Annotated in this window: 24 protein-coding genes; 11 read left to right on the top strand and 13 right to left on the bottom strand. The window is 59.7% G+C overall.

All coding sequences use genetic code 11. The annotated features are described in order from the left end of the window. The first annotated feature begins 82 nt into the window (after nucleotides 1-82). The gene (locus ACR0AP_RS04905; RefSeq protein WP_209504284.1) at nucleotides 83-790 is read left to right on the top strand and encodes a thiamine diphosphokinase; all 708 of its coding nucleotides are present in this window, start codon (nucleotides 83-85) and stop codon (nucleotides 788-790) included. Here the strand turns inward: ACR0AP_RS04905 and ACR0AP_RS04900 are convergent. Genes ACR0AP_RS04900 through ACR0AP_RS04885 form a run of 4 tightly spaced genes read right to left on the bottom strand, consistent with a single transcriptional unit; the run spans nucleotide 735 to nucleotide 4,208 of the window. Then, on the bottom strand, nucleotides 735-1,649 hold the full coding sequence (locus tag ACR0AP_RS04900; RefSeq protein WP_480505658.1) for a DMT family transporter: 915 nt from the start codon (nucleotides 1,647-1,649) through the stop codon (nucleotides 735-737). The two genes, ACR0AP_RS04905 and ACR0AP_RS04900, sit on opposite strands and share 56 nt — an antisense overlap. A gap of 45 nt (nucleotides 1,650-1,694) precedes the next feature. Continuing rightward, nucleotides 1,695-2,111: a GFA family protein gene (locus ACR0AP_RS04895; RefSeq protein WP_480505657.1), complete on the bottom strand. Its 417-nt coding sequence runs from the start codon at nucleotides 2,109-2,111 to the stop codon at nucleotides 1,695-1,697. A gap of 20 nt (nucleotides 2,112-2,131) precedes the next feature. Beyond that, the gene (locus tag ACR0AP_RS04890) at nucleotides 2,132-3,505 is read right to left on the bottom strand and encodes an L-serine ammonia-lyase (protein WP_480481524.1); all 1,374 of its coding nucleotides are present in this window, start codon (nucleotides 3,503-3,505) and stop codon (nucleotides 2,132-2,134) included. A gap of 1 nt (nucleotide 3,506) precedes the next feature. Then, a complete protein-coding gene (locus ACR0AP_RS04885) occupies nucleotides 3,507-4,208 on the bottom strand; it encodes a glutathione S-transferase family protein (protein ID WP_480505656.1) in 702 nt (233 codons plus the stop codon). Between the two features lie 167 nt (nucleotides 4,209-4,375). On the opposite strand from ACR0AP_RS04885, the gene rpiA reads away from it, so the two are divergent. From rpiA to ACR0AP_RS04855, 6 genes are all read left to right on the top strand, one after another. After that, nucleotides 4,376-5,164: a ribose-5-phosphate isomerase RpiA gene (gene rpiA, locus ACR0AP_RS04880; protein WP_480493460.1), complete on the top strand. Its 789-nt coding sequence runs from the start codon at nucleotides 4,376-4,378 to the stop codon at nucleotides 5,162-5,164. A 124-nt stretch (nucleotides 5,165-5,288) separates the two neighbouring features. Continuing rightward, on the top strand, nucleotides 5,289-6,647 hold the full coding sequence (gene gor / locus ACR0AP_RS04875; RefSeq protein ID WP_480505655.1) for a glutathione-disulfide reductase: 1,359 nt from the start codon (nucleotides 5,289-5,291) through the stop codon (nucleotides 6,645-6,647). Between the two features lie 72 nt (nucleotides 6,648-6,719). Beyond that, complete coding sequence (hflK, locus tag ACR0AP_RS04870) at nucleotides 6,720-7,862, top strand: FtsH protease activity modulator HflK (RefSeq protein WP_267363979.1); 1,143 nt, start codon at nucleotides 6,720-6,722, stop codon at nucleotides 7,860-7,862. 3 nt (nucleotides 7,863-7,865) lie between these two features. Next, nucleotides 7,866-8,762 carry a protease modulator HflC gene (gene hflC, locus ACR0AP_RS04865; RefSeq protein ID WP_209595851.1) on the top strand — a complete coding sequence of 299 codons (897 nt, stop codon included), beginning with the start codon at nucleotides 7,866-7,868 and terminating at the stop codon, nucleotides 8,760-8,762. Beyond that, entirely contained in the window at nucleotides 8,762-8,956 is a 195-nt protein-coding gene (locus ACR0AP_RS04860; RefSeq protein WP_480476484.1) for a DUF2065 domain-containing protein, read from the top strand. Before hflC ends, ACR0AP_RS04860 begins: the two co-directional genes overlap by 1 nt. A gap of 181 nt (nucleotides 8,957-9,137) precedes the next feature. Beyond that, nucleotides 9,138-10,577 carry a DegQ family serine endoprotease gene (locus ACR0AP_RS04855; protein ID WP_480505654.1) on the top strand — a complete coding sequence of 480 codons (1,440 nt, stop codon included), beginning with the start codon at nucleotides 9,138-9,140 and terminating at the stop codon, nucleotides 10,575-10,577. A gap of 218 nt (nucleotides 10,578-10,795) precedes the next feature. Here the strand turns inward: ACR0AP_RS04855 and ACR0AP_RS04850 are convergent, their stop codons facing one another. The 5 genes from ACR0AP_RS04850 to ACR0AP_RS04830 form a co-directional block, all read right to left on the bottom strand. Next, nucleotides 10,796-11,464 (bottom strand): Crp/Fnr family transcriptional regulator, encoded by a 669-nt coding sequence (locus ACR0AP_RS04850; RefSeq protein ID WP_480481510.1) that lies wholly within the window; start codon nucleotides 11,462-11,464, stop codon nucleotides 10,796-10,798. Nucleotides 11,465-11,578: 114 nt separating this feature from the next. Further along, nucleotides 11,579-12,184 carry an inner membrane-spanning protein YciB gene (locus ACR0AP_RS04845; protein ID WP_209595853.1) on the bottom strand — a complete coding sequence of 202 codons (606 nt, stop codon included), beginning with the start codon at nucleotides 12,182-12,184 and terminating at the stop codon, nucleotides 11,579-11,581. Nucleotides 12,185-12,200: 16 nt separating this feature from the next. Continuing rightward, entirely contained in the window at nucleotides 12,201-13,103 is a 903-nt protein-coding gene (locus ACR0AP_RS04840) for an EamA family transporter (protein ID WP_480486033.1), read from the bottom strand. Nucleotides 13,104-13,191: 88 nt separating this feature from the next. Then, entirely contained in the window at nucleotides 13,192-14,334 is a 1,143-nt protein-coding gene (gene ftsY, locus ACR0AP_RS04835; protein ID WP_480505652.1) for a signal recognition particle-docking protein FtsY, read from the bottom strand. 58 nt (nucleotides 14,335-14,392) lie between these two features. Next, nucleotides 14,393-15,031, bottom strand: a complete 639-nt coding sequence (locus tag ACR0AP_RS04830) for a lysoplasmalogenase family protein (protein WP_480505651.1) — start codon at nucleotides 15,029-15,031, stop codon at nucleotides 14,393-14,395. A gap of 155 nt (nucleotides 15,032-15,186) precedes the next feature. Here ACR0AP_RS04830 and ACR0AP_RS04825 point away from each other — a divergent pair, with 155 nt between their 5' ends. Continuing rightward, nucleotides 15,187-15,567 (top strand): hypothetical protein, encoded by a 381-nt coding sequence (locus ACR0AP_RS04825; RefSeq protein WP_480505649.1) that lies wholly within the window; start codon nucleotides 15,187-15,189, stop codon nucleotides 15,565-15,567. Here the strand turns inward: ACR0AP_RS04825 and ACR0AP_RS04820 are convergent, their stop codons facing one another. Both ACR0AP_RS04820 and xseA read right to left on the bottom strand, forming a co-directional pair. Then, nucleotides 15,568-16,209 carry a glutathione S-transferase family protein gene (locus ACR0AP_RS04820; RefSeq protein ID WP_480505647.1) on the bottom strand — a complete coding sequence of 214 codons (642 nt, stop codon included), beginning with the start codon at nucleotides 16,207-16,209 and terminating at the stop codon, nucleotides 15,568-15,570. Nucleotides 16,210-16,212: 3 nt separating this feature from the next. After that, a complete protein-coding gene (xseA, locus tag ACR0AP_RS04815) occupies nucleotides 16,213-17,697 on the bottom strand; it encodes an exodeoxyribonuclease VII large subunit (protein WP_480505646.1) in 1,485 nt (494 codons plus the stop codon). Nucleotides 17,698-17,773: 76 nt separating this feature from the next. On the opposite strand from xseA, the gene purD reads away from it, so the two are divergent. Beyond that, complete coding sequence (purD, locus tag ACR0AP_RS04810; protein WP_480505645.1) at nucleotides 17,774-19,042, top strand: phosphoribosylamine--glycine ligase; 1,269 nt, start codon at nucleotides 17,774-17,776, stop codon at nucleotides 19,040-19,042. 153 nt (nucleotides 19,043-19,195) lie between these two features. On the opposite strand, the gene ACR0AP_RS04805 is transcribed toward purD, so the two are convergent. After that, complete coding sequence (locus tag ACR0AP_RS04805; protein WP_480505644.1) at nucleotides 19,196-19,939, bottom strand: FG-GAP repeat domain-containing protein; 744 nt, start codon at nucleotides 19,937-19,939, stop codon at nucleotides 19,196-19,198. Further along, entirely contained in the window at nucleotides 19,939-20,262 is a 324-nt protein-coding gene (locus ACR0AP_RS04800) for a 2Fe-2S iron-sulfur cluster-binding protein (RefSeq protein WP_209504265.1), read from the bottom strand. The genes ACR0AP_RS04805 and ACR0AP_RS04800 overlap by 1 nt, the downstream gene beginning before the upstream one ends. 127 nt (nucleotides 20,263-20,389) lie before the next feature. Between ACR0AP_RS04800 and ACR0AP_RS04795 the strand changes: the two genes are divergently transcribed. Both ACR0AP_RS04795 and ACR0AP_RS04790 read left to right on the top strand, forming a co-directional pair. After that, on the top strand, nucleotides 20,390-20,761 hold the full coding sequence (locus ACR0AP_RS04795; protein ID WP_480505643.1) for an OB-fold nucleic acid binding domain-containing protein: 372 nt from the start codon (nucleotides 20,390-20,392) through the stop codon (nucleotides 20,759-20,761). A gap of 241 nt (nucleotides 20,762-21,002) precedes the next feature. Further along, nucleotides 21,003-21,500 carry a hypothetical protein gene (locus tag ACR0AP_RS04790; RefSeq protein WP_480505642.1) on the top strand — a complete coding sequence of 166 codons (498 nt, stop codon included), beginning with the start codon at nucleotides 21,003-21,005 and terminating at the stop codon, nucleotides 21,498-21,500. Nucleotides 21,501-21,602 lie beyond the last annotated feature (102 nt).

Here is a 21,602-nt window from a genome sequence, read left to right as displayed (position 1 = left end):
GGAATCGGGAGCACACGAAGGCTCTGAACTTTATGCATGAACCTATCATTTTGTGGTCTTAATGTGTCCAAATCCGGGAAAAATGGCCAATCTTAGGAAAATCGAGCCAATTGTACGCTCTATCGATCCAATCGGGCTGTTCGGAGGGGGATTTATCGGATCTGGAGACCTGAATCTGGTGCTGAATCGCGTCAATTCGGTCGTTGCCGCCGATGGCGGAGCGGACATTTTGACAGAATCAGGCCGGATTCCCGATGCGGTGATTGGTGACTTCGATTCGCTGAGCAAAGCGACGCAAGCTAAAATTCCCACGGATCGCCTGTTTGCCATCCGCGAACAGGACAGCACCGATTTCGACAAGGCCCTGCGCAATCTGCACGCTCCTCTGGTTCTGGGGGCTGGGTTTCTTGGCGGGCGACTTGATCATCAACTGGCCGTTCTGAACGTTCTGGTCCGGCGGCAGGATCAGGCCTGCATATTGCTGGGCGAACGTGAACTGGTTTTTCATGCGCCGCCAGAGATCAAGCTGCCGGTTGCGCCCGGCGATGTGGTCTCGCTGTTTCCGATGCAGCCGGTGACGGGGCGCAGTACCGGGCTGGAATGGCCGATTGATAATCTGGCCTTTCAGCCGGACGGGCAGGTGGGAACATCCAACCGTGCACTGGCGCCTGTCGAGCTGAAGATGGATGGGCCGGGCCTGCTGGTGATGATCCCGCGCACAGCACTTGATCCGCTTATGCAGGTGTTTCTGTCGGGGCAGACCGGGCGCTGGCCCGCTCGCGCAGAATGACGTACAGGCCTGCGGCAATGGTGATGACGATGCCAGCCGCAGCCAATCCATCGGGCAGGTCGTTGAAAATCACCCATCCGATCAGGGTTGCAACCGGGATTTCCAGATATTGCATCGGGGCCAGTGTGGCAGAGGGCGCATAGCGCAGCGACCACGTCATCAGCAGATGCGCGACCGTACCCAACACCCCGATCGCAATCAGCAGCCAGTTCAGATCGCTGGATGGCAGGGTCATCGAGAGCTCCTGAATGTTCATTTGCGTGCCAATCAGAAGGAGCGGTGCCAGAAGGATCGTCGCAAATACGCCGGACACGGCTTGCAACGACACCGGATCGGTCTCTTTCGCGACTTGCCGGGTGACCAGCATGAACAAGGCAAAAACCACGGCAACGATCAGTGGCAGCAACGCAGGTGCACCCACCTCGGCAAAGCTGGGTTGAATGACCAGTAACGTGCCAATGAACCCGACGATGCAGGCAGCAAGACGGCGGGAACCGACCTCTTCCTCCAGAACATATTTGCCCAGCAGCAGCATGATGAATGGCATGACGAAGGCAATTGCAACGGCATCCGCCAATGGCAGGAATTGCAGCGCACTGAACATGGCCGAAATGCCGATGATATGCAGCAGCGTCCGTAGCAGGGTCAGCCGCAGGATCCGTCCGCGCATCCGCCAGGGTCGCCCCGTCACCGCAACCAGCGGGATCAGGATCACCGCTTGCACCGCGAAACGGACCATGACCAGCAGACCCAGCGGTGTGGTTTCACCCAACAGCTTCGCCATCGCATCCCCCAAGGGTGCGAGCACGCAAAAACCAAGCATCAAAAAGATGCCAAAGACGGGTCTGTCCTGGGTCATGAGCGCGACGCTATCTGTTTCGCGACGCAGAGGGAAGCGCTGTTGTCAGCGGTCGGGCAGGGGCTGAACCTTGGTGTAATCCGGCCCGTTGCAGGTGGGCAGACCATCCTCCAATTTCAGCCATTTCAGCTTTTCTTCATGCGCGACATGCAACGTTGGTTCCAGCGCTTCAGGAGCGCCCAGCGTCGCGACATATAGGTGCACCACATCCGACATGGCGGTTGACCGGAAGGACATCGGCGTGCCGCAGTGCGGGCAGAAGCTGCGCTCGACACCGGGAGAGGAGTTAAAGCGCTTGGGCTCTTCACCGATCCACCGCCAATGACCATCGCGAACTCCGAAATACGTTGTCATCGGCGCTGCGCATTGGCGGCGGCAACTGTCGCAATGGCAGGTGACGCATGAAAGTACCGGAGGGTCGACTTCGAACCGGATCTTGCCGCACAGACAATGCCCACGCATGTCGCCCCTCGCTTTCTGTTTCAACAGTTCGGTACGTTCACAGCCAGACCACCCAGCGAGGTTTCCTTGTATTTCTCATGCATGTCATGGCCGGTTTGGCGCATCGTCTCAATCACCGCGTCCAGCGGCACGAAATGCTGACCGTCCCCGCGCAAGGCCAGTGAGGCGGCTGAAACTGCTTTGATAGCGCCTAACCCGTTTCGTTCGATACAAGGAACCTGAACCAGTCCGGCAACAGGGTCGCAGGTCATGCCCAGATGATGCTCCAGCGCGATCTCGGCGGCATTTTCCACCTGTTCAGGGGTTCCCCCCATCACGGCGCAAAGCCCGGCTGCCGCCATGGCAGCGGCGCTGCCAACTTCGGCCTGACATCCCGCTTCGGCACCCGAGATTGAGGCGTTGTATTTCACCAACCCGCCAATGGCCGCCGCGGTCAGCAGGAAATCCTCGATATGGCTTTCGGACGCGCCCGGTACGTGGTCCAGATAGTAGCGTAGAACAGCGGGCAGAACACCTGCGGCCCCGTTGGTTGGCGCAGTGACAACTTGCCCGCCCGCCGCGTTTTCCTCGTTGACCGCCATGGCATAGACGCTCATCCAGTCGTTGATCGTGTGCGGCGCGGTCAGGTTCATGCCGCGTTCGGCCATCAGCGCATCATAGATGCCTTTCGCGCGGCGGCGCACTTTCAAACCGCCCGGAAGGATGCCGTCAGTGGTCAAGCCGCGTTCGATACAGGCATTCATGACGTCCCACAAACGGGCCGATCCTTTCGCGAAACTGTCGGCGCAGCCCCGCGCGATCTCGTTCGCGCGCTTCATCCCGGCTATGGTCTTGCCACTGGATTTGGCCATCTCAAGCATTTCTGCGGCGGATTTGAACGGGAACGGGACCGGGTCGCCTTCATCGGTGTCTTTCCCTTCGGCCAGTTCTTCCTCGGTCAGGACAAAGCCGCCGCCGATCGAATAAAACACCTGCCGCAGGATGACATCGCCCTGTGCGTCGGTAGCCATCAGGATCATCCCGTTGGCGTGCCCGGGCAAATTGTTGTCGTAGTCAAAAATCAGATCCGCCTTGGGATCGAAATGAAGCGTCGGCAGGCCTTCGGGCGTTACGGTGTGCGTGCGTGCTATATCGGCCAGCGCGGCCTCGGCCTTTTCGTTGTCATAGGTGTCGGGAACAAAGCCCGCCAGACCCAGAATGGTCGCCCGATCGGTCGCGTGGCCGACGCCGGTGAAGGCCAGCGAGCCGTGCAGCGAACCTTTCAGGCCCGTAAATTCAAAGGGGGACGCGCGCATCATGTCCAGAAAGCGCGCCGCGGCCACCATCGGGCCCATTGTGTGTGATGAAGACGGGCCAATGCCCACTTTGAACATATCGAAGACAGATAGGAACATATCAGATAGCCGAGCCTTCCGGGGGATTAGCGTAAGTAGGGGATGTGAAGGGTGTAACGCCCAAACCTTCCGCAGCGATTGCCGAACGGGTGGCGGGGCATGTCTCAAGGTGCAGAAGCACTTTCTGCAAATGTGGCGTGTCGGCCAGTTGATACCAGCTGCGGTCAGCACTTACGGGGTACAGGGCCATCCAGCGCATCATGCAGGCGACATAATAGGTCAGAACCGATGGGACACCTGCGCGAAACCACTCAGGCCCGCGTTGCGCCAGCGCTTCCAGCAGCCGCAGGTGCTGCTGCAACCGGGGTCGGATGCCCGCGCGCAGCGTGTCGGCCTGTGAGGCGTCTATGTATTTTTCAGCGTAGAACAGGATGCGAAGATCCGCATGCAACGTGTTGGACGCGAAGAACAGCCATTTCAGAAATCCGGCGCGTTCAGGATCATCCGCCGCCGGGGCCAATTGACCATGGCGCTCTGTCAGCCAAAGCAGGATCGCCGCAGTTTCAAAGATCGGGCCCTGCGGCGTTTCCAGAACCGGGATCAGCCCGTTGGGATTAAGCGACCGATACGCGTCGCTGTCCTGCTCGTTCTGGCGGCGGTCCACCACCACGGTTTCATAAGCTACGCCCATCTCGTTCAGCGCCAGCCGGATCACCAGCGAGGCGTTGTCAGGGGCGTAATGCAGGCGGTACCGGGTCAACATGCGCGCAACTTACAGCGCAAAGATGTGGGTGTAAGACATGATTGCGACTTTTCCGACAGGAAACGCGTAGTCCTGAGACATCTTAACACCAGTCGGATCGCAAAATGGGGTCGCAGTCGTCTGACGCATTCCCTATAACTCGGTCAGAATAAACTGGGAAAGCTGCCATGACCAGAGATCTGTCGCCAATCGACACCGCGAAATATGTTGCCGCGTACCGTGCCGCCGACATGGTCGAAGACGGGATGCGTGTCGGTCTTGGAACAGGATCGACAGCCGCCTGGCTGGTGCGCCGTCTGGGTGAACGGGTGCGCGAAGACGGACTGCGGATCAAGGGTGTTCCAACCTCGACCCGCACGGCGCAGCTTGCCCGCGAGGTTGGTATCGATGTCATCTCACTGGATCAGGCCGGTTGGCTGGACATGACCATCGACGGCGCGGATGAGTTCGATCAGGACCTGAACCTGATCAAGGGGGGCGGCGGTGCGCATCTGCAGGAAAAGATTGTGGCCACCGCCAGCGATCAGATGATCGTCATCGCCGATGCAGGTAAAGAAGTTGAAACTCTGGGGGCCTTTCCGCTGCCCGTCGAGGTCATTCCCTTTGGCTGGCAGACAACGCGCACATTGATCGAGGAAGCTCTGGATACGATGGATGTTCTTGGGACATCCTCGGCGCTGCGCATGAATGGCGAGGCTCCGTTTGTGACCGATGAGGGCAACCACATCCTTGACCTGCACCTCAAGCGCATCGGCAACCCGCGCCAGATGGCGCTGATTCTGAACCAGGTGCCCGGTGTTGTGGAAAATGGCTTGTTCATCGACATCTGCGACAAGGTCGTGATCGGCCATGGCGATGGCCGGGTCGAGCTGCGGGATATCAACGCGGGTACGGTCGCAATGGATCAGCTGCTCAGCGGATCGCGCGATAACCTGTTTTCCGATTTTTCGGACTGAGTATCGTGCAGGTCCCTCCGGCAAGTGGCTATGAAAGTTCGAAATTTCCACGCCGGGGGTTGGCACAGGGTTTTTTACGCCCAGATATCCAGAGAAATTTGCAAGTTGAACGAAGGAACCCGGCATGAGCTTTGACTATGATCTTTTTGTCATCGGTGGAGGTTCGGGCGGGGTCCGCGCGGCGCGTGTTGCGGCGGGTGAAACCGGCGCCAAGGTCGCGCTGGCCGAAGAAGACCGGTATGGCGGCACCTGTGTGATCCGGGGCTGCGTGCCAAAGAAGCTGATGGTCTTTGCCAGCGAATACTCGGGCATGGTCGGGGATGCGCAGGCCTATGGCTGGGACATTCAGCCCGGCTCGTTCAACTGGAACACTTTCCACGGCAAGCTTGTGGCCGAGCTTGATCGGTTGGAAGGGATATATCGCAATATCCTGAAGAACAACGGCGTCGAAAGCTTTGACCAGCGTGCGCGCCTTGTGGATGCCCACACGGTCGAGCTGGCCGACGGAACCCGCAAAACGGCCAAACACATTCTGATCGCCACCGGTGGTCGCCCGGTTGTTCCGGATTTTCCGGGCTCGGAACTGGCGATTACCTCGAACGAGATATTCCATTTGGACAAGCTGCCTGAAAGCATCCTGATCGTAGGGGGCGGTTATATCGCCTGTGAATTTGCCGGGATCATGAACGGGCTGGGGGTCAGGACGACTCAGTTCTATCGCGGCGCACAGATTCTTCGGGGTTTTGATGACGAGGCGCGTGGACTGATCAGCGAAGAAATGTGCCAGAACGGCATCGACCTGCACCTGGGCACCAATGTGCTCGAGATGAAAAAGCAGGGCGACAAGATCTGGGTCAAGGCCACCAACGGCTCCGAGCAGAGTTTTGATGTGGTGATGTATGCCACGGGCCGTGCGCCGAATGCCGATAACCTTGGGCTGGAGGCTTTGGGCGTTGAACGCGGCCGTAAGGGCGAGATCATCGTGGATGAATACAGCCAGACCGCTGTGCCTTCGATCTTTGCCATTGGCGATGTGACGGACCGGGTGAACCTGACACCGGTTGCGATCCGCGAGGGGATGGCCTTTGTGGAAACCGTGTTCAAGGGCAATCCGACACCGGTGGATCACGACTTGATTCCGACCGCGATCTTTACTCAGCCTGAGATGGGAACTGTCGGCCTCAGCGAAGAAGAGGCAGCGGAACAGGAACCGATTGAGGTTTATGCCACGTCTTTCAAGCCGATGCAGAAATCCTTTGCTGGCGGCACGCAGCGGGTACTGATGAAACTCATCGTCTCTCAGGCCACGCGCAAGGTGCTGGGTTGCCATATTGTCGCCCCCGGTGCCGGCGAGATGATCCAGCTGGCGGGAATCGCTGTAAAGATGGGCGCGACCAAGGAAGATTTTGACCGAACGGTTGCAGTTCACCCGGTCATGGCCGAAGAACTGGTGACAATGCGGCAACCTGTGCGCACGGCTTGATTTGCAAGCGCGCGCACACACGTTACAAGGGAACCCGTGATCACACGGTCCAAAACGAAGGAAAAGATACATATGGCGGGCAATAGCGGAGGCCCCTGGGGGGGCGGAGGCTCATCCGGTGGCGGAGGAAATCGGGGTAACAACGGGGACGGGCGCAAGCCCCCCGAAAGCGATGGCCCGCATATCCCCGAGATCGACGAACTGATGAAAAAAGGCCAGGAACAGCTGCGCGTCCTCATGGGCGGCCGTGGCGGCGGTGGCCGTGGTACCAATGGCTCGGGTGGCGGTGGTGGCCCGGCCTTTACCAAAGGCACCCTGCTGCTGGGTGGCGTCGCCGCTCTGGTGATGTGGGGCGTGGCCAGCGCCTATACGGTCAAACCCGAAGAGCAATCAGTTGAACTGCTGTTTGGCCGCTTCTCGGGGATCGGTACAGAAGGTCTCAACTTTGCCCCATGGCCGGTTGTGACGGCCGAAGTTATTCCGGTGAAGGTCGAACAGACGGAAACCATCGGCTCGGGTGGTCGTGGAAGCGATGCGGGTCTGATGCTGACGGGCGATGAAAACATCGTCGATATCGATTTTCAGGTGGTCTGGAACATCTCGAATCCGGCAGATTTCCTCTTCAACCTGCGTGATCCCAGACAAACGATTCAGGCGGTTTCGGAATCCGCGATGCGCGAAATTATCGCGCAGTCTTCGCTTGCGCCGATCCTGAACCGCGACCGTGCGGTTATCGCTGAACGGCTTGAGGAACTGATCCAATCCACGCTCGACAGCTATAGTTCAGGCATCAATATTGTTCGTGTGAACTTTGATGGTGCCGACCCACCAGAACCGGTCAAGGACGCATTCCGCGAAGTTCAGTCAGCGGGTCAGGAACGTGACCGGCTTGAAAAGCAGGCTGATGCCTATGCCAACCGGGTTCTCGCCGGTGCGCGCGGTGAAGCGGCACAGGTTCTGGAAGAAGCCGAAGCCTATCGCGCCCAGGTCGTGAACGAAGCACAGGGTGAGGCCAGCCGCTTCAGCGCGGTTTTGGCGGAATACGCCAAAGCACCAGACGTGACGCGCAAGCGTCTGTATCTTGAGCGGATGGAGCAGGTTCTTGGCGACGTAAACAAGATCATTCTGGATGAGAATGCCGGTGGGCAGGGGCAGGGCGTTGTCCCGTATCTGCCGCTGAACGAATTGCGCCGCAACTCGGGCGAGGGGAACTAAAAGATGCGTAAATCAACTTTTGTTCTGCCTGTCATTTTTGTTCTTGTGGTGGCTGCGCTATCGTCGATCTTCATCGTCGACGAACGGGAAAAAGCACTGGTTCTGCAATTCGGTCGCGTCATTGATGTCAAGGAAGATCCGGGTCTTGCGTTCAAGATTCCGGTCATTCAGGAAGTCGTCCGCTATGACGACCGTATTCTGAGCCGCGAGGTCGGACCACTGGAGGTGACACCTCTGGATGACCGTCGTCTGGTGGTTGACGCGTTTGCACGCTATCGGATTACCGACGTGCGCCAGTTCCGCGAAGCGGTGGGTGCGGGCGGTATCGATACCGCAGAACAGCGGCTGGATTCCATTTTGCGGGCGAAAACGCGCGAAGTTCTGGGTTCCGTCAGCTCGAACGATATCCTCAGCTCGGATCGGGCGGCGCTGATGCTGCGCATCCGCAATGGGGCCATTACCGAAGCGCGTGATCTGGGTCTTGAAGTGATCGACGTCCGGCTCAAACGCACTGACCTGCCGCAAGCCAACCTCGAAGCCACCTTTGCGCGTATGCGTGCCGAACGCGAGCGTGAAGCGGCAGATGAAGTGGCCCGTGGTGAGGAAGCCGCACAGCGTATCCGCGCGCAGGCCGATCGTACGGTGGTGGAACTGGTGTCGGATGCCCGCCGCGAATCTGAAATTGTTCGCGGTGAGGCCGACGCCGAACGCAACGCGATCTTTGCGGATGCCTACGGAGCAGACCCCGAGTTCTTTGAATTCTACCGCTCTCTGTCTGCCTATGAAAATGCGCTTCAGGGCGGAAACAGCTCGTTGGTGCTAAGCCCGGATTCGGACTTCTTCAACTACCTCAGTTCGCCAACTGGTCGGCGGGCACCGGTGGCGGCACCGTCCGAATGATGGGCATGATCCTTCTGGCCTTCGGGCTGGTACTGATTGTCGAGGGGCTGGCCTATGCGCTGGCCCCTTCGCTTATCGAACGGATGCTGGAGGCGCTGCGCGCCATGCCCGTACAGGCCCGGCGTCTGGCCGGGTTGCTTTGTGTTGTCAGTGGTTTGATCCTGCTCTGGGGGGCATATCAACTGGGCTTTTGACGGGGCGGTTTCACGTGCGGGTGATTTCGCTGCGATCCCGAGTTGCTCACCGGGTTAAACTGACTACATTGGAAACTAAGAAAGGCCGATACAGGCCTTGGCAAGATTGTCGACAAGGAGAGCTCAAGTGCAGGCAAAAGCGCGCAGTTTATCCGTCCGATGGGACGACGTGAGTGTTTGGATGCGGCTAATGTGGGTGGCCTTTGCTGGTACACTGCTTGTGCTGGCGCAGTCGGTTTCCGCTCAGGCCAGAAGCGAAAGCCTTGCGCCCTTGGCGGAAAAGATCAGCCCGGCCGTGGTGAACATCACCACAAGCACCCTGATCGAAGGTCAGACAGGTCCGCAGGGCATCGTGCCCGAGGGGTCTCCGTTCGAGGATTTCTTTCGCGAGTTTCAGGATCGCAACGGCGGCAATGACAACGGCCCGCCCCGACGCAGCAACGCCCTTGGGTCGGGTTTTGTGATCTCTGAAGATGGCTACATTGTCACCAACAATCACGTCATTGCGGAAGCTGATGAAATCCTTGTGGAGTTCTTCCCCGGCGACGGGCAGCCCAAAAAAGAACTGGTGGCCAAGGTCATCGGAACCGATGAGAAAACCGACATTGCACTGCTCAAGGTCGAGGCATCCGGCCCCTTGAAATACGTGCAATTTGGCGACAGCGACGTGGCGCGTGTGGGTGACTGGGTTATTGCCATGGGCAACCCGCTGGGCCAGGGCTTTTCTGTATCCGCTGGTATCGTATCGGCCCGCAACCGGGCGCTCAGCGGATCTTATGACGATTACATCCAGACAGATGCGGCGATCAACCGGGGCAACTCGGGTGGTCCGTTGTTCAACATGGACGGCGAAGTGATCGGCGTGAACACCGCGATCCTGTCGCCAAACGGTGGCTCGATCGGTATCGGCTTTTCGATGGCGTCGAACGTGGTGGTAAAGGTTGTCGATCAGCTGCGCGAATTTGGCGAAACCCGGCGCGGCTGGCTGGGTGTCCGCATTCAGGACGTGACCGAGGATATGGCCGAGGCGATGGGGCTGGAAAAACCCGGCGGCGCGCTGATCAGCGATGTCCCGGAAGGCCCCGCCCAGGAGGCCGGTCTGAAAGCGGGCGACGTGATTATCAGCTTTGACGGCGTCGAGGTCGAAGACACCCGTGGTCTGGTCCGTCAGGTCGGCGAAACAGAAGTCGGCAAAGCCGTCCGGGTCATTGTGCACCGCGATGGCGGCACACAGACAATTCTGGTCACGCTGGGACGCCGCGAGGACGCAGAAAGCAAAGAAGATGACGAAGAAGAAACGCAGGATGCTCCGGTCGAAGAAAACGCCGATATTCTCGGGCTGACCATCTCCCCGCTCACAGATACGCTGCGTGCGGATATGGGATTGGACGCAGATGCCCAAGGTCTGGTGATTTCGAATGTTGACGAAGCGTCTGAGGCTTACGCGAAAGGGTTGCGCGCGGGTGACCTGATTACGGAAGCGGGTCAGCAAAAGGTGGAAACCATCGCGGATCTGGAAGCCCGAATGGACCAATCGCGAGAGGCTGGGCGGAAATCCCTGCTGCTTCTGGTCCGCAGGGGGGGCGAGCCGCGATTTGTGGCGCTAAGCCTGGAAGAGTGATTTGAAAAGGCCGGGACAAGCGCCCGGCCTTTTTCATTGCCTGAACACCTGAAGAGGCATGCAGAAAGAAAATGAGCCATACGCAGTAATTGCGTATGGCTCAGATACAGGGAGAGATCAGTGGACAGATATCGGGGATGATTCTCTGACCTCCTACGGTAACAACTTCACCTTAGGTCAACACGAACCCTCTCGTATGTGAACCAGATCACACTGGTTCAGATAAGTTCGGAATCGGCCAGTTCCCGCAATGCGTCGAAATCCTGAATCAGCAATCCGCCGCGCGAGGATTCGACAATATTGTCGCGTTTCCAGATCGAGATTGTCTTGGAAACGGCCTCGCGCGTAGCCCCGACAAATTCGGCAAGTTCGCTCTGCGACAGGGTGATGCGCTGCGTTGGGTCGTCCTGCAATTCCGACAGATGCAGCAGCTTTCGGGCCAGTCGAATGGGCATGGGCAAAAAGACCTGCTCGTTCAGCTGCAACCCCATCCATCGCATCCGCAGCCCGGCCAACCGGATCAGATCCACGGCAAGGTCAGGCTGTTTTCTGATCTGGTTCATGACGTCATTGCGACGCACACGCAGGACGCGCGATGGCTCGGCCGCCGCAATAGTCGCCGTGCGCGGGCCGTTGTCAAACAGCGCAATCTCGCCAAAAACTTCACCTGGGCGCATCAGCGTCAATGTCAGTTTCCGGCCGCTCATCGCCAGAAAGGACACTTCAAGCGTGCCTTCCAGAATGGCATAAAGCGAATCCCCTTCATCGCCTTGTTCGAAAAGGGTTTCTCCTTGAGCCAGCGAGATGTCGGTCGCTTGCGCCGAAAGCATCTCTCTAAGCCCGTCGGAGGCTTCGGAAAGGAAGCCGCTGGTGGGAAAGGCCGTCATGTATACACCGATCTTGGGCAAGGTGTGAGTGTGGGTGGTGACACAACTTCCCATAGCTCGGCGGCTAAGCCAAGAATTTTGTTTGATTTTGCAGGTATGGCGACGTCAGAACAGCTATTTCTGTTCCGGGTCGTCCATATAGCGTTGCAGGATGCTGAATTGCAGCATCAGGAAGGCCATCAGCGCAATGGGAAATCCGAAGGTTTCGATCTTGACCCAAAGGTCGGTCGACATGGTGCGCCAGACAAACTCGTTTGCCGCGGCCAGAACAGCGAAACAGGCGCAAAGGCGGCGTGTCAGAATCATCCAGCCTTCGTGCTTCATAGGCAGCATTTCATCCAATACGTAGGCCAGATAAGATTTCTTTTGCAGCAACCCGATGCCAAGGATCAGGGCGAACAGGCCATAGACAAGCGTGGTTTTCATCTTGAAGAACCGCTCGTCATTGAACCATGCGGTCAGGCCGCCGAAGAAAATGACCATGAAGGCCGTGAAAATCTGCATCCGGCTCAGTTGGCCGGTGAGGTACCACAGGATACCCATTGCCCCCAGCATCAGGGGGACGAAGATAATCGTCGCGATGATAAAGCCGGAATATTCGGTGCCACCGATCAGAAAGCTGTCATCACGCAAGCGCAGGTAGATGAAGAAGAAGGCCAGCGGCGGGCCAAGCTCCAACGCCTGTTTCAGAAATGGGTTGATGTCTTTTTTGCCTGTCATCGGTATGTCCTGCTGCTTACCCGCCCATTTCAACTATTACGGCGCCGAGTGCAATCAATGCCATCAATGCAATGCGCCTTGGGCCAACGGTTTCCTTCAGGACAAGCCAGCCGATCAGCGCCGCAAAGACGGTTGAGGTTTCGCGCAGCACGGCGGCTTCGCCGACTTTGTCCAGTCGTGTGGCCAGCATGATCGAACCGAAGGACAAAGGCGCGATGATCCCGCCGGCCAGCCCCCGCAACATCAGCGGGCCGGGCGCAGGGCGATGCGTCATCGCGCGCCATCTGAGGAAGGCATAGATCGGCATGGCCGCGCCGTCGATCATGAAGAACCAGGCCAGAAATGTGAACGGGTCGGCGGTGGCGCGAATGCCATAGGCGTCATAGGTGGTGTAGAGGGCGACAAACAGGCCCGTGATGATCGCCAGTGTCAACGCGATGCCCAGCGTATCCCTGTTGGTTTCCAGGAACCTGAAGTTGTAGGCGGCCAACCCAAATATCCCGGCCAGCAGGGTTGCGACGCCCAGCCATTGAACGGCCGAGAATGTTTCGCCGAACAGAAGATAGGCACCGATGACAGTGAACAGCGGACCCGTACCACGCACCACGGGATAGACGACAGTGTAGGACCCTTTGGTGTACGCTGCGGCTTGCAGCGTCTTGTAGGCAATGTGGATCAGCCAGGCGAGGGCGAAGATCGGCCACATATGAGGTTCAGGCCAGGGCACCACGAAAAAGGCAAACGGGGCGGCCATCAGGCCATAGCTGGCGTCAATGGCGCCACGGGACAGCCATGGATCATGGCGGCCTTTCTGCAGCGCCCCGAACGCGGCGTGCAGGAAGGCAGCCGTCAACGCCAGTGCCAGCGCCAGTTGGTGACCGGCTTCGGTGCCTTCAAGTGAGATCAGCCAGTCGCTCAAATACGCAGACCTTTTGTAGGGCGGAGAGGGGTGGGGGCTGCCTGCCCCCACACCCCCGAGGGTATTTAGGGCCAGATGAAGAGGCGGATCAGCCCTTGTCGAGCCCGGTCAGGGCGGCGGCGAATTCTTCGGGGTCGAAGGGGGCAAGGTCATCGATTTGCTCTCCCACACCGATAGCGTGGATCGGCAGGCCGAACTTGTCGGCCAGAGCGACCAGCACGCCGCCCTTGGCGGTTCCGTCCAGCTTGGTCATGATCAGGCCCGAGACATCGGCCAGCTTGCGAAAGGTTTCCACCTGGCTCAGCGCGTTCTGGCCTGTGGTGGCGTCGAGGACCAGCAAGGTGTTGTGCGGCGCGGTATCGTCAACCTTGCGGATGACGCGGACGATCTTGGCCAGTTCCTCCATCAGGTCGGTGCGGTTTTGCAGGCGTCCGGCGGTATCGATCATCAGCAGATCCGCGCCTTCGGCCTGTGCCCGGGTCAGCGCGTCAAAGGCGAGGCTGGCGGGGTCCGAGCCCTCGGGCGCGGTCAGAACCGGAACCCCGGCTCGGTCGCCCCAGACTTGCAGCTGTTCAACGGCCGCCGCGCGAAAGGTGTCACCGGCGGCGATGACGACTTTTTTGCCAGCCTGCTTGAACTGGCTGGCCAGTTTGCCGATGGTCGTGGTCTTGCCCGAGCCGTTGACGCCGACGACCAGCACCACTTGCGGACGTTTGGGATAGATCGGCAGGGGCCTGGCCACGGGCTCCATCACGCGGGCCACTTCCTGCGCCAGCAACTGTTTGATTTCCCGGGTCGAGAGTTTGCGCCCAAAGCGCCCCTCGGCCATGTTCGAGGTGACACGCAGGGCGGTGTCGACGCCCATGTCAGAAGCGATCAGCAGCTCTTCGAGTTGCTCGAGCATGTCGTCATCCAGCGTGCGGCGCATTTCAGTGGCGGCGCCGCCGCGGCTGAACAGACGGTTCAGGATGCCTTTGGATTCGGGAAATTCCGGCGGTGGGGCAATGGGCTTGGGGTCCGCCGGGGCGGGGGCAGGTTGTTCAGCCGGTTCCTGCGCCGGTTCAGGGGCCGGAATTTCCGGGACCGGTTGCGGCTCGGGCTCAGGTTCGGGGAGGACAGGGTCGGGTGCGGCGGTTTCCTCGCCACCATCCTCGACGATGGCGTCCAGCCCCTGTTCGAGGCGGGATGAGGATTTGAACAGCTTGTCCTTTAGCTTTGAGAAAAACGCCATATTTGGTCTCCGCAGGTGTTCCTTTCACCTAATGCGGATTTGCGGCAGTTGCAAAGGGTCACGCAAAAGCGAAGACGAAACCAAATTGCGCGCCCCAGTAGAGCGGCCAGATCAGATAGGGCGTCAGCTTGTGGGCGGGGTGGTTCGCAGGCAGCAGGAACTTTTCCGTAGCAAGGATCAGATCAGACGCGATGAAGGCGATTGCAGCCGGGAACGCCCATCGCAGGGCACCTGTCTGGGGCAGCGCCAGCACGGTGATCCCCATGCCAAGGATGATCGGTATATAGGCCAGAACAGGGCCTTTCAGATCTCCGGCCCGAGGGGCAAGCAAGGTGGCCATGACAATGCCCAGAATGATCAGAGACCACACGATCGCGGGGGCATCCCAGATCAGGCTGGCGGAACTGGCAGGATGCGACAGGAACAGGGCGATATAGGCCAGATGCCCGGCGGCAAATGCGGCAATGCCGGCCATGAACGTGGCATCCGTTTCACGCGACAACAGCGCGTCCCCGGTTGCGCACAGGGCAAGTGCAACGGCGAGCATCCATGGGCTGCCCTGCAGAACCGCAATGACTGCCAGCGCGGCGACCGAGGAGGTTTTCAGCACAGTGCGCAAGGAACTGGCTGGTCGGGCCGTCAGGGGCAGGTATCCCAATGCGCAGCCAAGGGCGATCCAGAAGAGAAAGGTTGTCATGTCACCTCACCGCGGTTTTCGAATACCTTCATCCCGAGCGCGGCATATAATCAAGCGCTTACGTTGAGTTAAGCGTGTTTCCCCAAGCCCTGGCCAAAGGGTGAATGGCATAGCGGGATCGCATCTGACACAATGGGCGTATGTTCCGAGCGCTGATGATTCTCGCCTGCTTTGCCGCACCGCCCGCTGCGGCCCAGACCCCTTTGTCCGGCCCCGAATTCGACACCTATACGCAGGGCAAGACCCTGTTTTACGGTTTCGAAGGGCATGTTTACGGGGTCGAACGCTATTTGCCCAACCGCCGCGTGATCTGGTCATTTCTGGATGGCGATTGCAAGGAAGGTGTATGGTATCAGCAGGAAGAGCAGATTTGTTTCATCTACGAAGACCGGTTTGATCCGCAATGCTGGGTCTTTACGCGATCCGGCGGTGGCCTTGTCGCGCAGTTTGAAGGCGACCCGCAGGCGACCGAACTGTACGAGGCGGAAGATATCGGGGAAGAAATGGTGTGTTATGGCCCCGACGTCGGTGTCTGACTAGGTTACCCGAAGCTCATCATAGCTGAGCATGACATGCTGCTGATATGCAGGTCTTTCTGTCAGCTTATCGTAATAGCGCCGCAGGTTGGGCAGGACCGCGCGGGATATCGCGATGTCGTAATAGCGATAAAGGATATGTCCCAGCTGAATATCGGCCAGCGTCAGATCGGGCCCGCACAGGTAGGTGTTTTCTGACAGCCGGGTATCGGCAAGTACCAGTTTGCTATCCAGCGCGGCAACGGCCTGCTCAATCGCGTTTTGGTCCTGCTCTGCCGGGGCGGTCCGGACAACCTGCCAGAACACGGGCACCGTGAAATCCATCGCAACGTTGATCTTGGCCCATTCCGCCCATTTGTCGATTTCAGCCCGTTGGACCGGGTCGCGTGGCCAGAACGCATTCCCGCCATAGGCATTCGCCAGGTAGCGCAGGATTGCGCCGGTTTCCCACAGCGGTGGGTGATTGCCATCCTGTAGCACTGGGATGGTGCCGTTCGGGTTCAGCTTGCGAAAGGCATCGGTGTCCAGCCCGCCGAATCTGTGCCCTGCATCGTGGCGGTGAAAGCGCAGATCCATCTCTCCGACGCACCACATCAGGGCCTGAACATTCGATGACGTTTTGCGGCCCCAGATTGTCAGCATGGCTTAGAACAACGATCCTTGATCTGGTGTATCCGGTTTGGATTTCCGGTTGGTCTGCTTTGCGGCTGTCCCGGTGCCAAGAATGCCATCGGCGAATTCGATGTCCAGCACCGTGTGTTTTGCGGCCTCGGCCTTGGTCGTGATGACATTCCCATCTGCGCGAACCACGGCATATCCGCGTTCCAGCGTCGCCTTGTAGCTGAGCGTTTCGCGCAGGCGGTCTGTGGCCTCAAGCTGATGTTTCAGACGATCCAGCCGCGTGGTCTGCGCCGCGTTCATCCGGTCACCAAGCCGGGCAAGGTTTTGCGCGTGCTGGCCGATCTCGCGTTGAATTGGGCGCAGGGACAGGCGCGACGACAGGTTGCGCAGTGATTCCTTCCGGGCCGAGACCAGACCGCGCAGAGTTGACGGGCGCAGATGGGCTGACAGTTCCACAACTTGCAGGCGGCGGTTTTGCACTCCTCGCGTCAAAGCCGGGGTCAGGCGATCTGCAATCAAATCAAGGCGTTGCCGGGGGGAGTTCAACAGGCTGTCCGGGCGCGGCAGGGCGCGGGACAAATCGCGCAGCCTTTGCGAACGGCGCTGCACCGCGTCCGTTGCCGCGCGCGACAAGCGGGCGCCTTGCTCGCCGGTCCAGGCCAGCAGTTCGATGCGGACCGGCACGGCCAGCTCTGCCGCAGCTGTGGGTGTAGGCGCGCGGCGGTCCGAGACGAAATCGATCAGGGTCGTGTCGGTTTCATGCCCAACGGCCGAAATCAGCGGTATGTCCGATGCGGCGGCGGCGCGCGCGACACTCTCTTCGTTGAAGCCCCAAAGATCTTCGATCGACCCACCGCCACGGGCCACGATGATCAGGTCAGGACGGGGCAGCGCGCCACCGGGTGTCAACTGGTTGAACCCTTCGATGGCACGGGAAACCTCGGGGGCGCAGTTTGCGCCCTGCACGGCCACGGGCCAGATCAGAACCTTGCGCGGGAACCTGTCCCGAAGCCGGTGCAGAATGTCACGGATCACCGCGCCCGAAGGCGATGTCACAACGCCGATGATCTGCGGAAGATACGGCAGGGGCTTCTTACGCTCGGGCGCAAACAAACCTTCGGCCTCAAGCTGTTTCTTGCGCTTTTCCAGCAAAGCCATAAGCGCGCCCTGACCAGCGACCGCAACTTCATCGACATTCAGGTTGTATTTGGATTGCGCGCCAAAAGCGGTCAGGCGACCGGTGACGACTACCTCCAGCCCTTCCTCTGGCACGACCGAGAGGCTGGAAACCTGACCTTTCCATGTCGTGCAGGCCAAAACGTTCCGGTCGTCCTTGATGTCGTAGTACAGGTGCCCGGACCGGGCCTTGAACACGCGGCCAACTTCGCCGCGCACACGGATTCGCCCGAACGCGCCTTCCAGCGTGCGCTTCACCTCGCCCGAGACCTCGGAAACCGTGTATTCAGGTGTGTTTTGGCCCGGAATCGGGTCATCAAGCAGGTCGGACATTTCAGCGCCTTGTTTCAATTGCTCACCCAGCTTAGAACGCCGCGCAGGCGAGGCCAAGCAGATCGGAGACGACCCCATGAACATCCTTATTCTCGGCAGCGGCGGGCGCGAACACAGCCTGGCCTGGGCAGTGATGCAAAACCCAAAATGCGACCGTCTGATCGTGGCGCCGGGCAATGCCGGGATCGCTCAGATCGCGGAGTGTGCCGCTCTGGATATCGAAAACGGCGGGGCCGTTGTCAGCTTTGCCGAGGAAAACGCGATTGATTTCGTGATTGTCGGTCCCGAGGCCCCCTTGGCCGCCGGAGTGGCGGATCGCCTGCTCGAAGCCGGGGTGCTGGTTTTCGGACCGTCTGCCGAAGCGGCCCGGCTGGAAGCCTCGAAAAGCTTTACCAAGGAAATCTGCGACGCGGCACACGCGCCCACCGCCGCTTATGCGCGGTTCACCGCGCCCGAGCCCGCCAAGGCCTATATCCGCGAACAGGGCGCGCCCATCGTGGTTAAGGCCGATGGTCTGGCCGCCGGCAAGGGCGTGATCGTGGCCATGGACGAAGACACGGCGCTTGACGCCATTGACGACATGTTCGGCGGTGCTTTTGGCGGGGCCGGGGCCGAGGTCGTGATCGAAGAGTTTATGGACGGCGAAGAGGCGTCTTTGTTTGTTCTGTGCGACGGCCAAGACATCCTGTCCATCGGCACGGCCCAAGACCACAAGCGGGTGGGCGAAGGGGATACCGGCCTGAACACCGGGGGGATGGGTGCCTATTCTCCGGCGCCGGTTCTGAGCGCGGAAGTTGAAGCGCGTGCAATGGAAGAGATCGTGCGCCCCACCATCGCCGAGATGAAGCGCCGGGGCACACCGTTTCAGGGAATTCTTTATGCGGGGCTGATGATCAAGGACGGCCAGCCGCGCCTTGTGGAATATAACGTCCGTTTCGGGGATCCGGAATGTCAGGTCCTGATGATGCGTCTGGGCGCGCAGGCGATGGACCTGTTGCATGCCACCGCCGAAGGGCGGCTGGGCGAAATGCGGGTCAACTGGGCCGATGATCACGCGATGACGGTCGTGATGGCGGCCAAAGGTTATCCGGGAACCTACGAGAAGGGCACGGTCATCAAAGGATTGGACGGCTTGCCCGAGGACAGCAGCAACATGGTGTTTCATGCGGGCACAAGCGAGGCTGCGGGGCAGGTGCAGGCCGTCGGCGGGCGCGTTCTGAACGTGACCGCGCGCGGAAAAACGCTGCGAGAGGCGCGCGACCGGGCGTACCAGATGGTTGATGCCGTGGATTGGCCCGAAGGGTTCTATCGCAGCGATATCGGCTGGCGCGCTTTGGAGGGATGATCGGGCAGGGGGCTTTGCCCCCTCGGCCTTGCGGCCTCCCGGCGCTGCGCGGCCTCCCGGCGCTGCGCGGATTCGCGGTCGAAATCGTCCGCTGGACGATTTCTTTTCAACCACTCACCCTCCAGGATCTTTTTGGCCAGATGAAGAGGCGGATCAGCAATTCAGGGCTGATGTGAGATTGTCGCGCTGTTTGAGCGGGCCCAGGTCCGTCAGATGCCAGCCATCCTGATAGGAAACACGGATGATCCGCGACCAGTCGGCGCTGGCGAGGATCATTTCGGGATGGTCGCCACAGCTCCTCAGGCCGCCGGAAATGAAATCCTCACCGATCTTGTGGTTGGTCAGGCCGGGCAGAGCGGCGATTTCGGTCAGTCCGCTATCTTTGAAGCGCCATATGCGCAGGGTTTTGGCCAGGTGGGGGCGGTCGATATAGGCGATCTCGATATTGCCGTCACCATCCAGATCAGCAGCACCGACCGGGGCGAGCCAGCGGAAACGTGCGCCGATATGAGGAGTGGCCGCTATTTTTTCGCCAGCGGCGTTGTAGATCGCAAGCTGAGCGCCTGTTGTGTCCTGCGTTTCGACGACAACTGCTTCAACCGCGCCGTCCCTGTCGATGTCTGCCAGACGCGGCGCGAGGTCTTCGAATACACGGTCCTGTGGCAGACGAACCGTTACGACTGTATCATCGACCACAAGTTCCAGCGCGCCGTATTCGATATTGTCGCCCAAAACACCATGCGCGTATCGCGTGGTTGGTTCCGTGAAGCGGGCGTCGGTGATGGTATCCGCCGCGACGGCGATTGGCAGCGCGCACCACAGGCCAAAAGGGAGCAAAGCGCTGCGCACCCGACATTGCCACAGGCGGGCGGGCTGACGCGGCGCTTTGTTGGGCATCAGATCTGCTTTTCAGGCATCTGGACAATCAGGCCGTCCAGCGCGTCGGTCACCTTGATCTGACAGGTCAGGCGCGAGCGGGCCGGGTCGGGCTCATAGGCGAAATCCAGCATGTCCTCTTCCATGTCGTCCTTGGCCGGGATCTTCTCGACCCAGTCGGGGTGGACATAGACATGGCAGGTCGAGCAGGCGCAAGCACCGCCGCAATCGGCCTCGATGCCGGGAATGTTGTTGTCACGGGCCCCTTCCATGACGGTCAGTCCGTTGGCGACCTCGACAGTGTGCTCGGTACCGCCATGCTCGACATAGGTGATCTTTGCCATTGCGTGCGTCTTCCTTTTGCGATGTTCGAAACCTTCCTTAGTGAAGGGAGTTAGGTGTTTCCAGCCTCATTTGCGACTCCTTACGCCGTGTCTGGACTTTCCTGTATTTTGTTCTATTTTTGTTCCTATGCTTATTGCCCCTTTTCACCGCGCGGTTTCAAACCGGGACTGGCCGCGACCGCCGTCCTGTCTGCCCTCCGCCCAGCTGGAGGCCCCGCCCGAAGGGGCGCGTGTGGCCGTGGCCGGGCTGGTGATCCTGCGGCAGCGGCCGGGGACGGCCAAGGGCGTGATCTTTCTGACGCTTGAGGATGAGACCGGGATCGTCAACGTGGTGGTCTGGCGCAAAATCTACGAACGCTTCCGCCGTGCGGTGATCTCGGGGCGGTTGCTGAAGGTGACGGGTCGGATGCAGCGGGCGCATTCGGTGACCCATGTGATCGCGGAAGAGATCGAGGATATCTCGGACATGCTGGACCTGCTGGTGCAGGGGCAGGGTTAGGTCTGTCGTGCGGATCAATCCAACATTGTTCGTCACAGTGCCACAAACCCGCGCCTGGAGAGCGGGGCGATATGTTTTCTTTGCCTCAAATGTGTGTTTAAGGCGCTTTTCCGCCACTTGAACGCGGGATGGTCGACTCTTTGGAGCCGGGCGCGTAGTGACACGCATCTTTGCGCATCGGCTTGCGTCAAAGCTCGGGCCGGATTGCGCATCACTCAACGTCTTTTCAGAGTCAGTTCGGATGCCCAACGCAACACACCAAGGATCGCTCGAAAAAACCGTCTCACGGGACGAAAGCCGGATTTCCGACCGTCTGGCAGAGCTCTCGGAACTCACACGTTCTGCGGGGTATGTTCACACCGCCCGAATGATTGATGAGGCGTTAAGCGCTTATTCCTTTGAACGCAGGCAGGTTGAGACTGCAAAAAAGCTTCGGTCGGAGTTGCAGCAACTCAAGCGGATTGAGGCGTCGCGCTCGTCTGACGAAACGGATCGAAAGCCGCATTTGGTTCCGAACTTTCGGTCCCGGCGGTCGGCAAAACCCGATGGGATGCTGTTCGACAGGGCCGAGCGTTCTGACGGCGCAGCCCAGAAAGCCGGGGCGCGCAAAGGGCAGGCCGCATTTGTCCTGACGACCCGGATGCGTGTTGACGGGCGGAACGTTGCAAGGCTGCGCAATGGGCACTGGACAGGAATTTCCATGTCTTTCCCCGCGGAACCTGAATTCCAGTTTCGCTGACAGGTCGCCCCGCGCCAAGGATCCGCCGCCGGGGGCGCTGTTCGTGTTGGCGCGGGGCGGAGTAACCTGGTACGGGGACAAAGCGGGCCATACCTGCACCGC

It is taken from the genome of Ruegeria sp. AF7, assembly GCF_056541885.1.
Note: the sequence above shows the minus strand (reverse complement) of the source record. Positions and strands in the feature narration are given on the sequence as shown.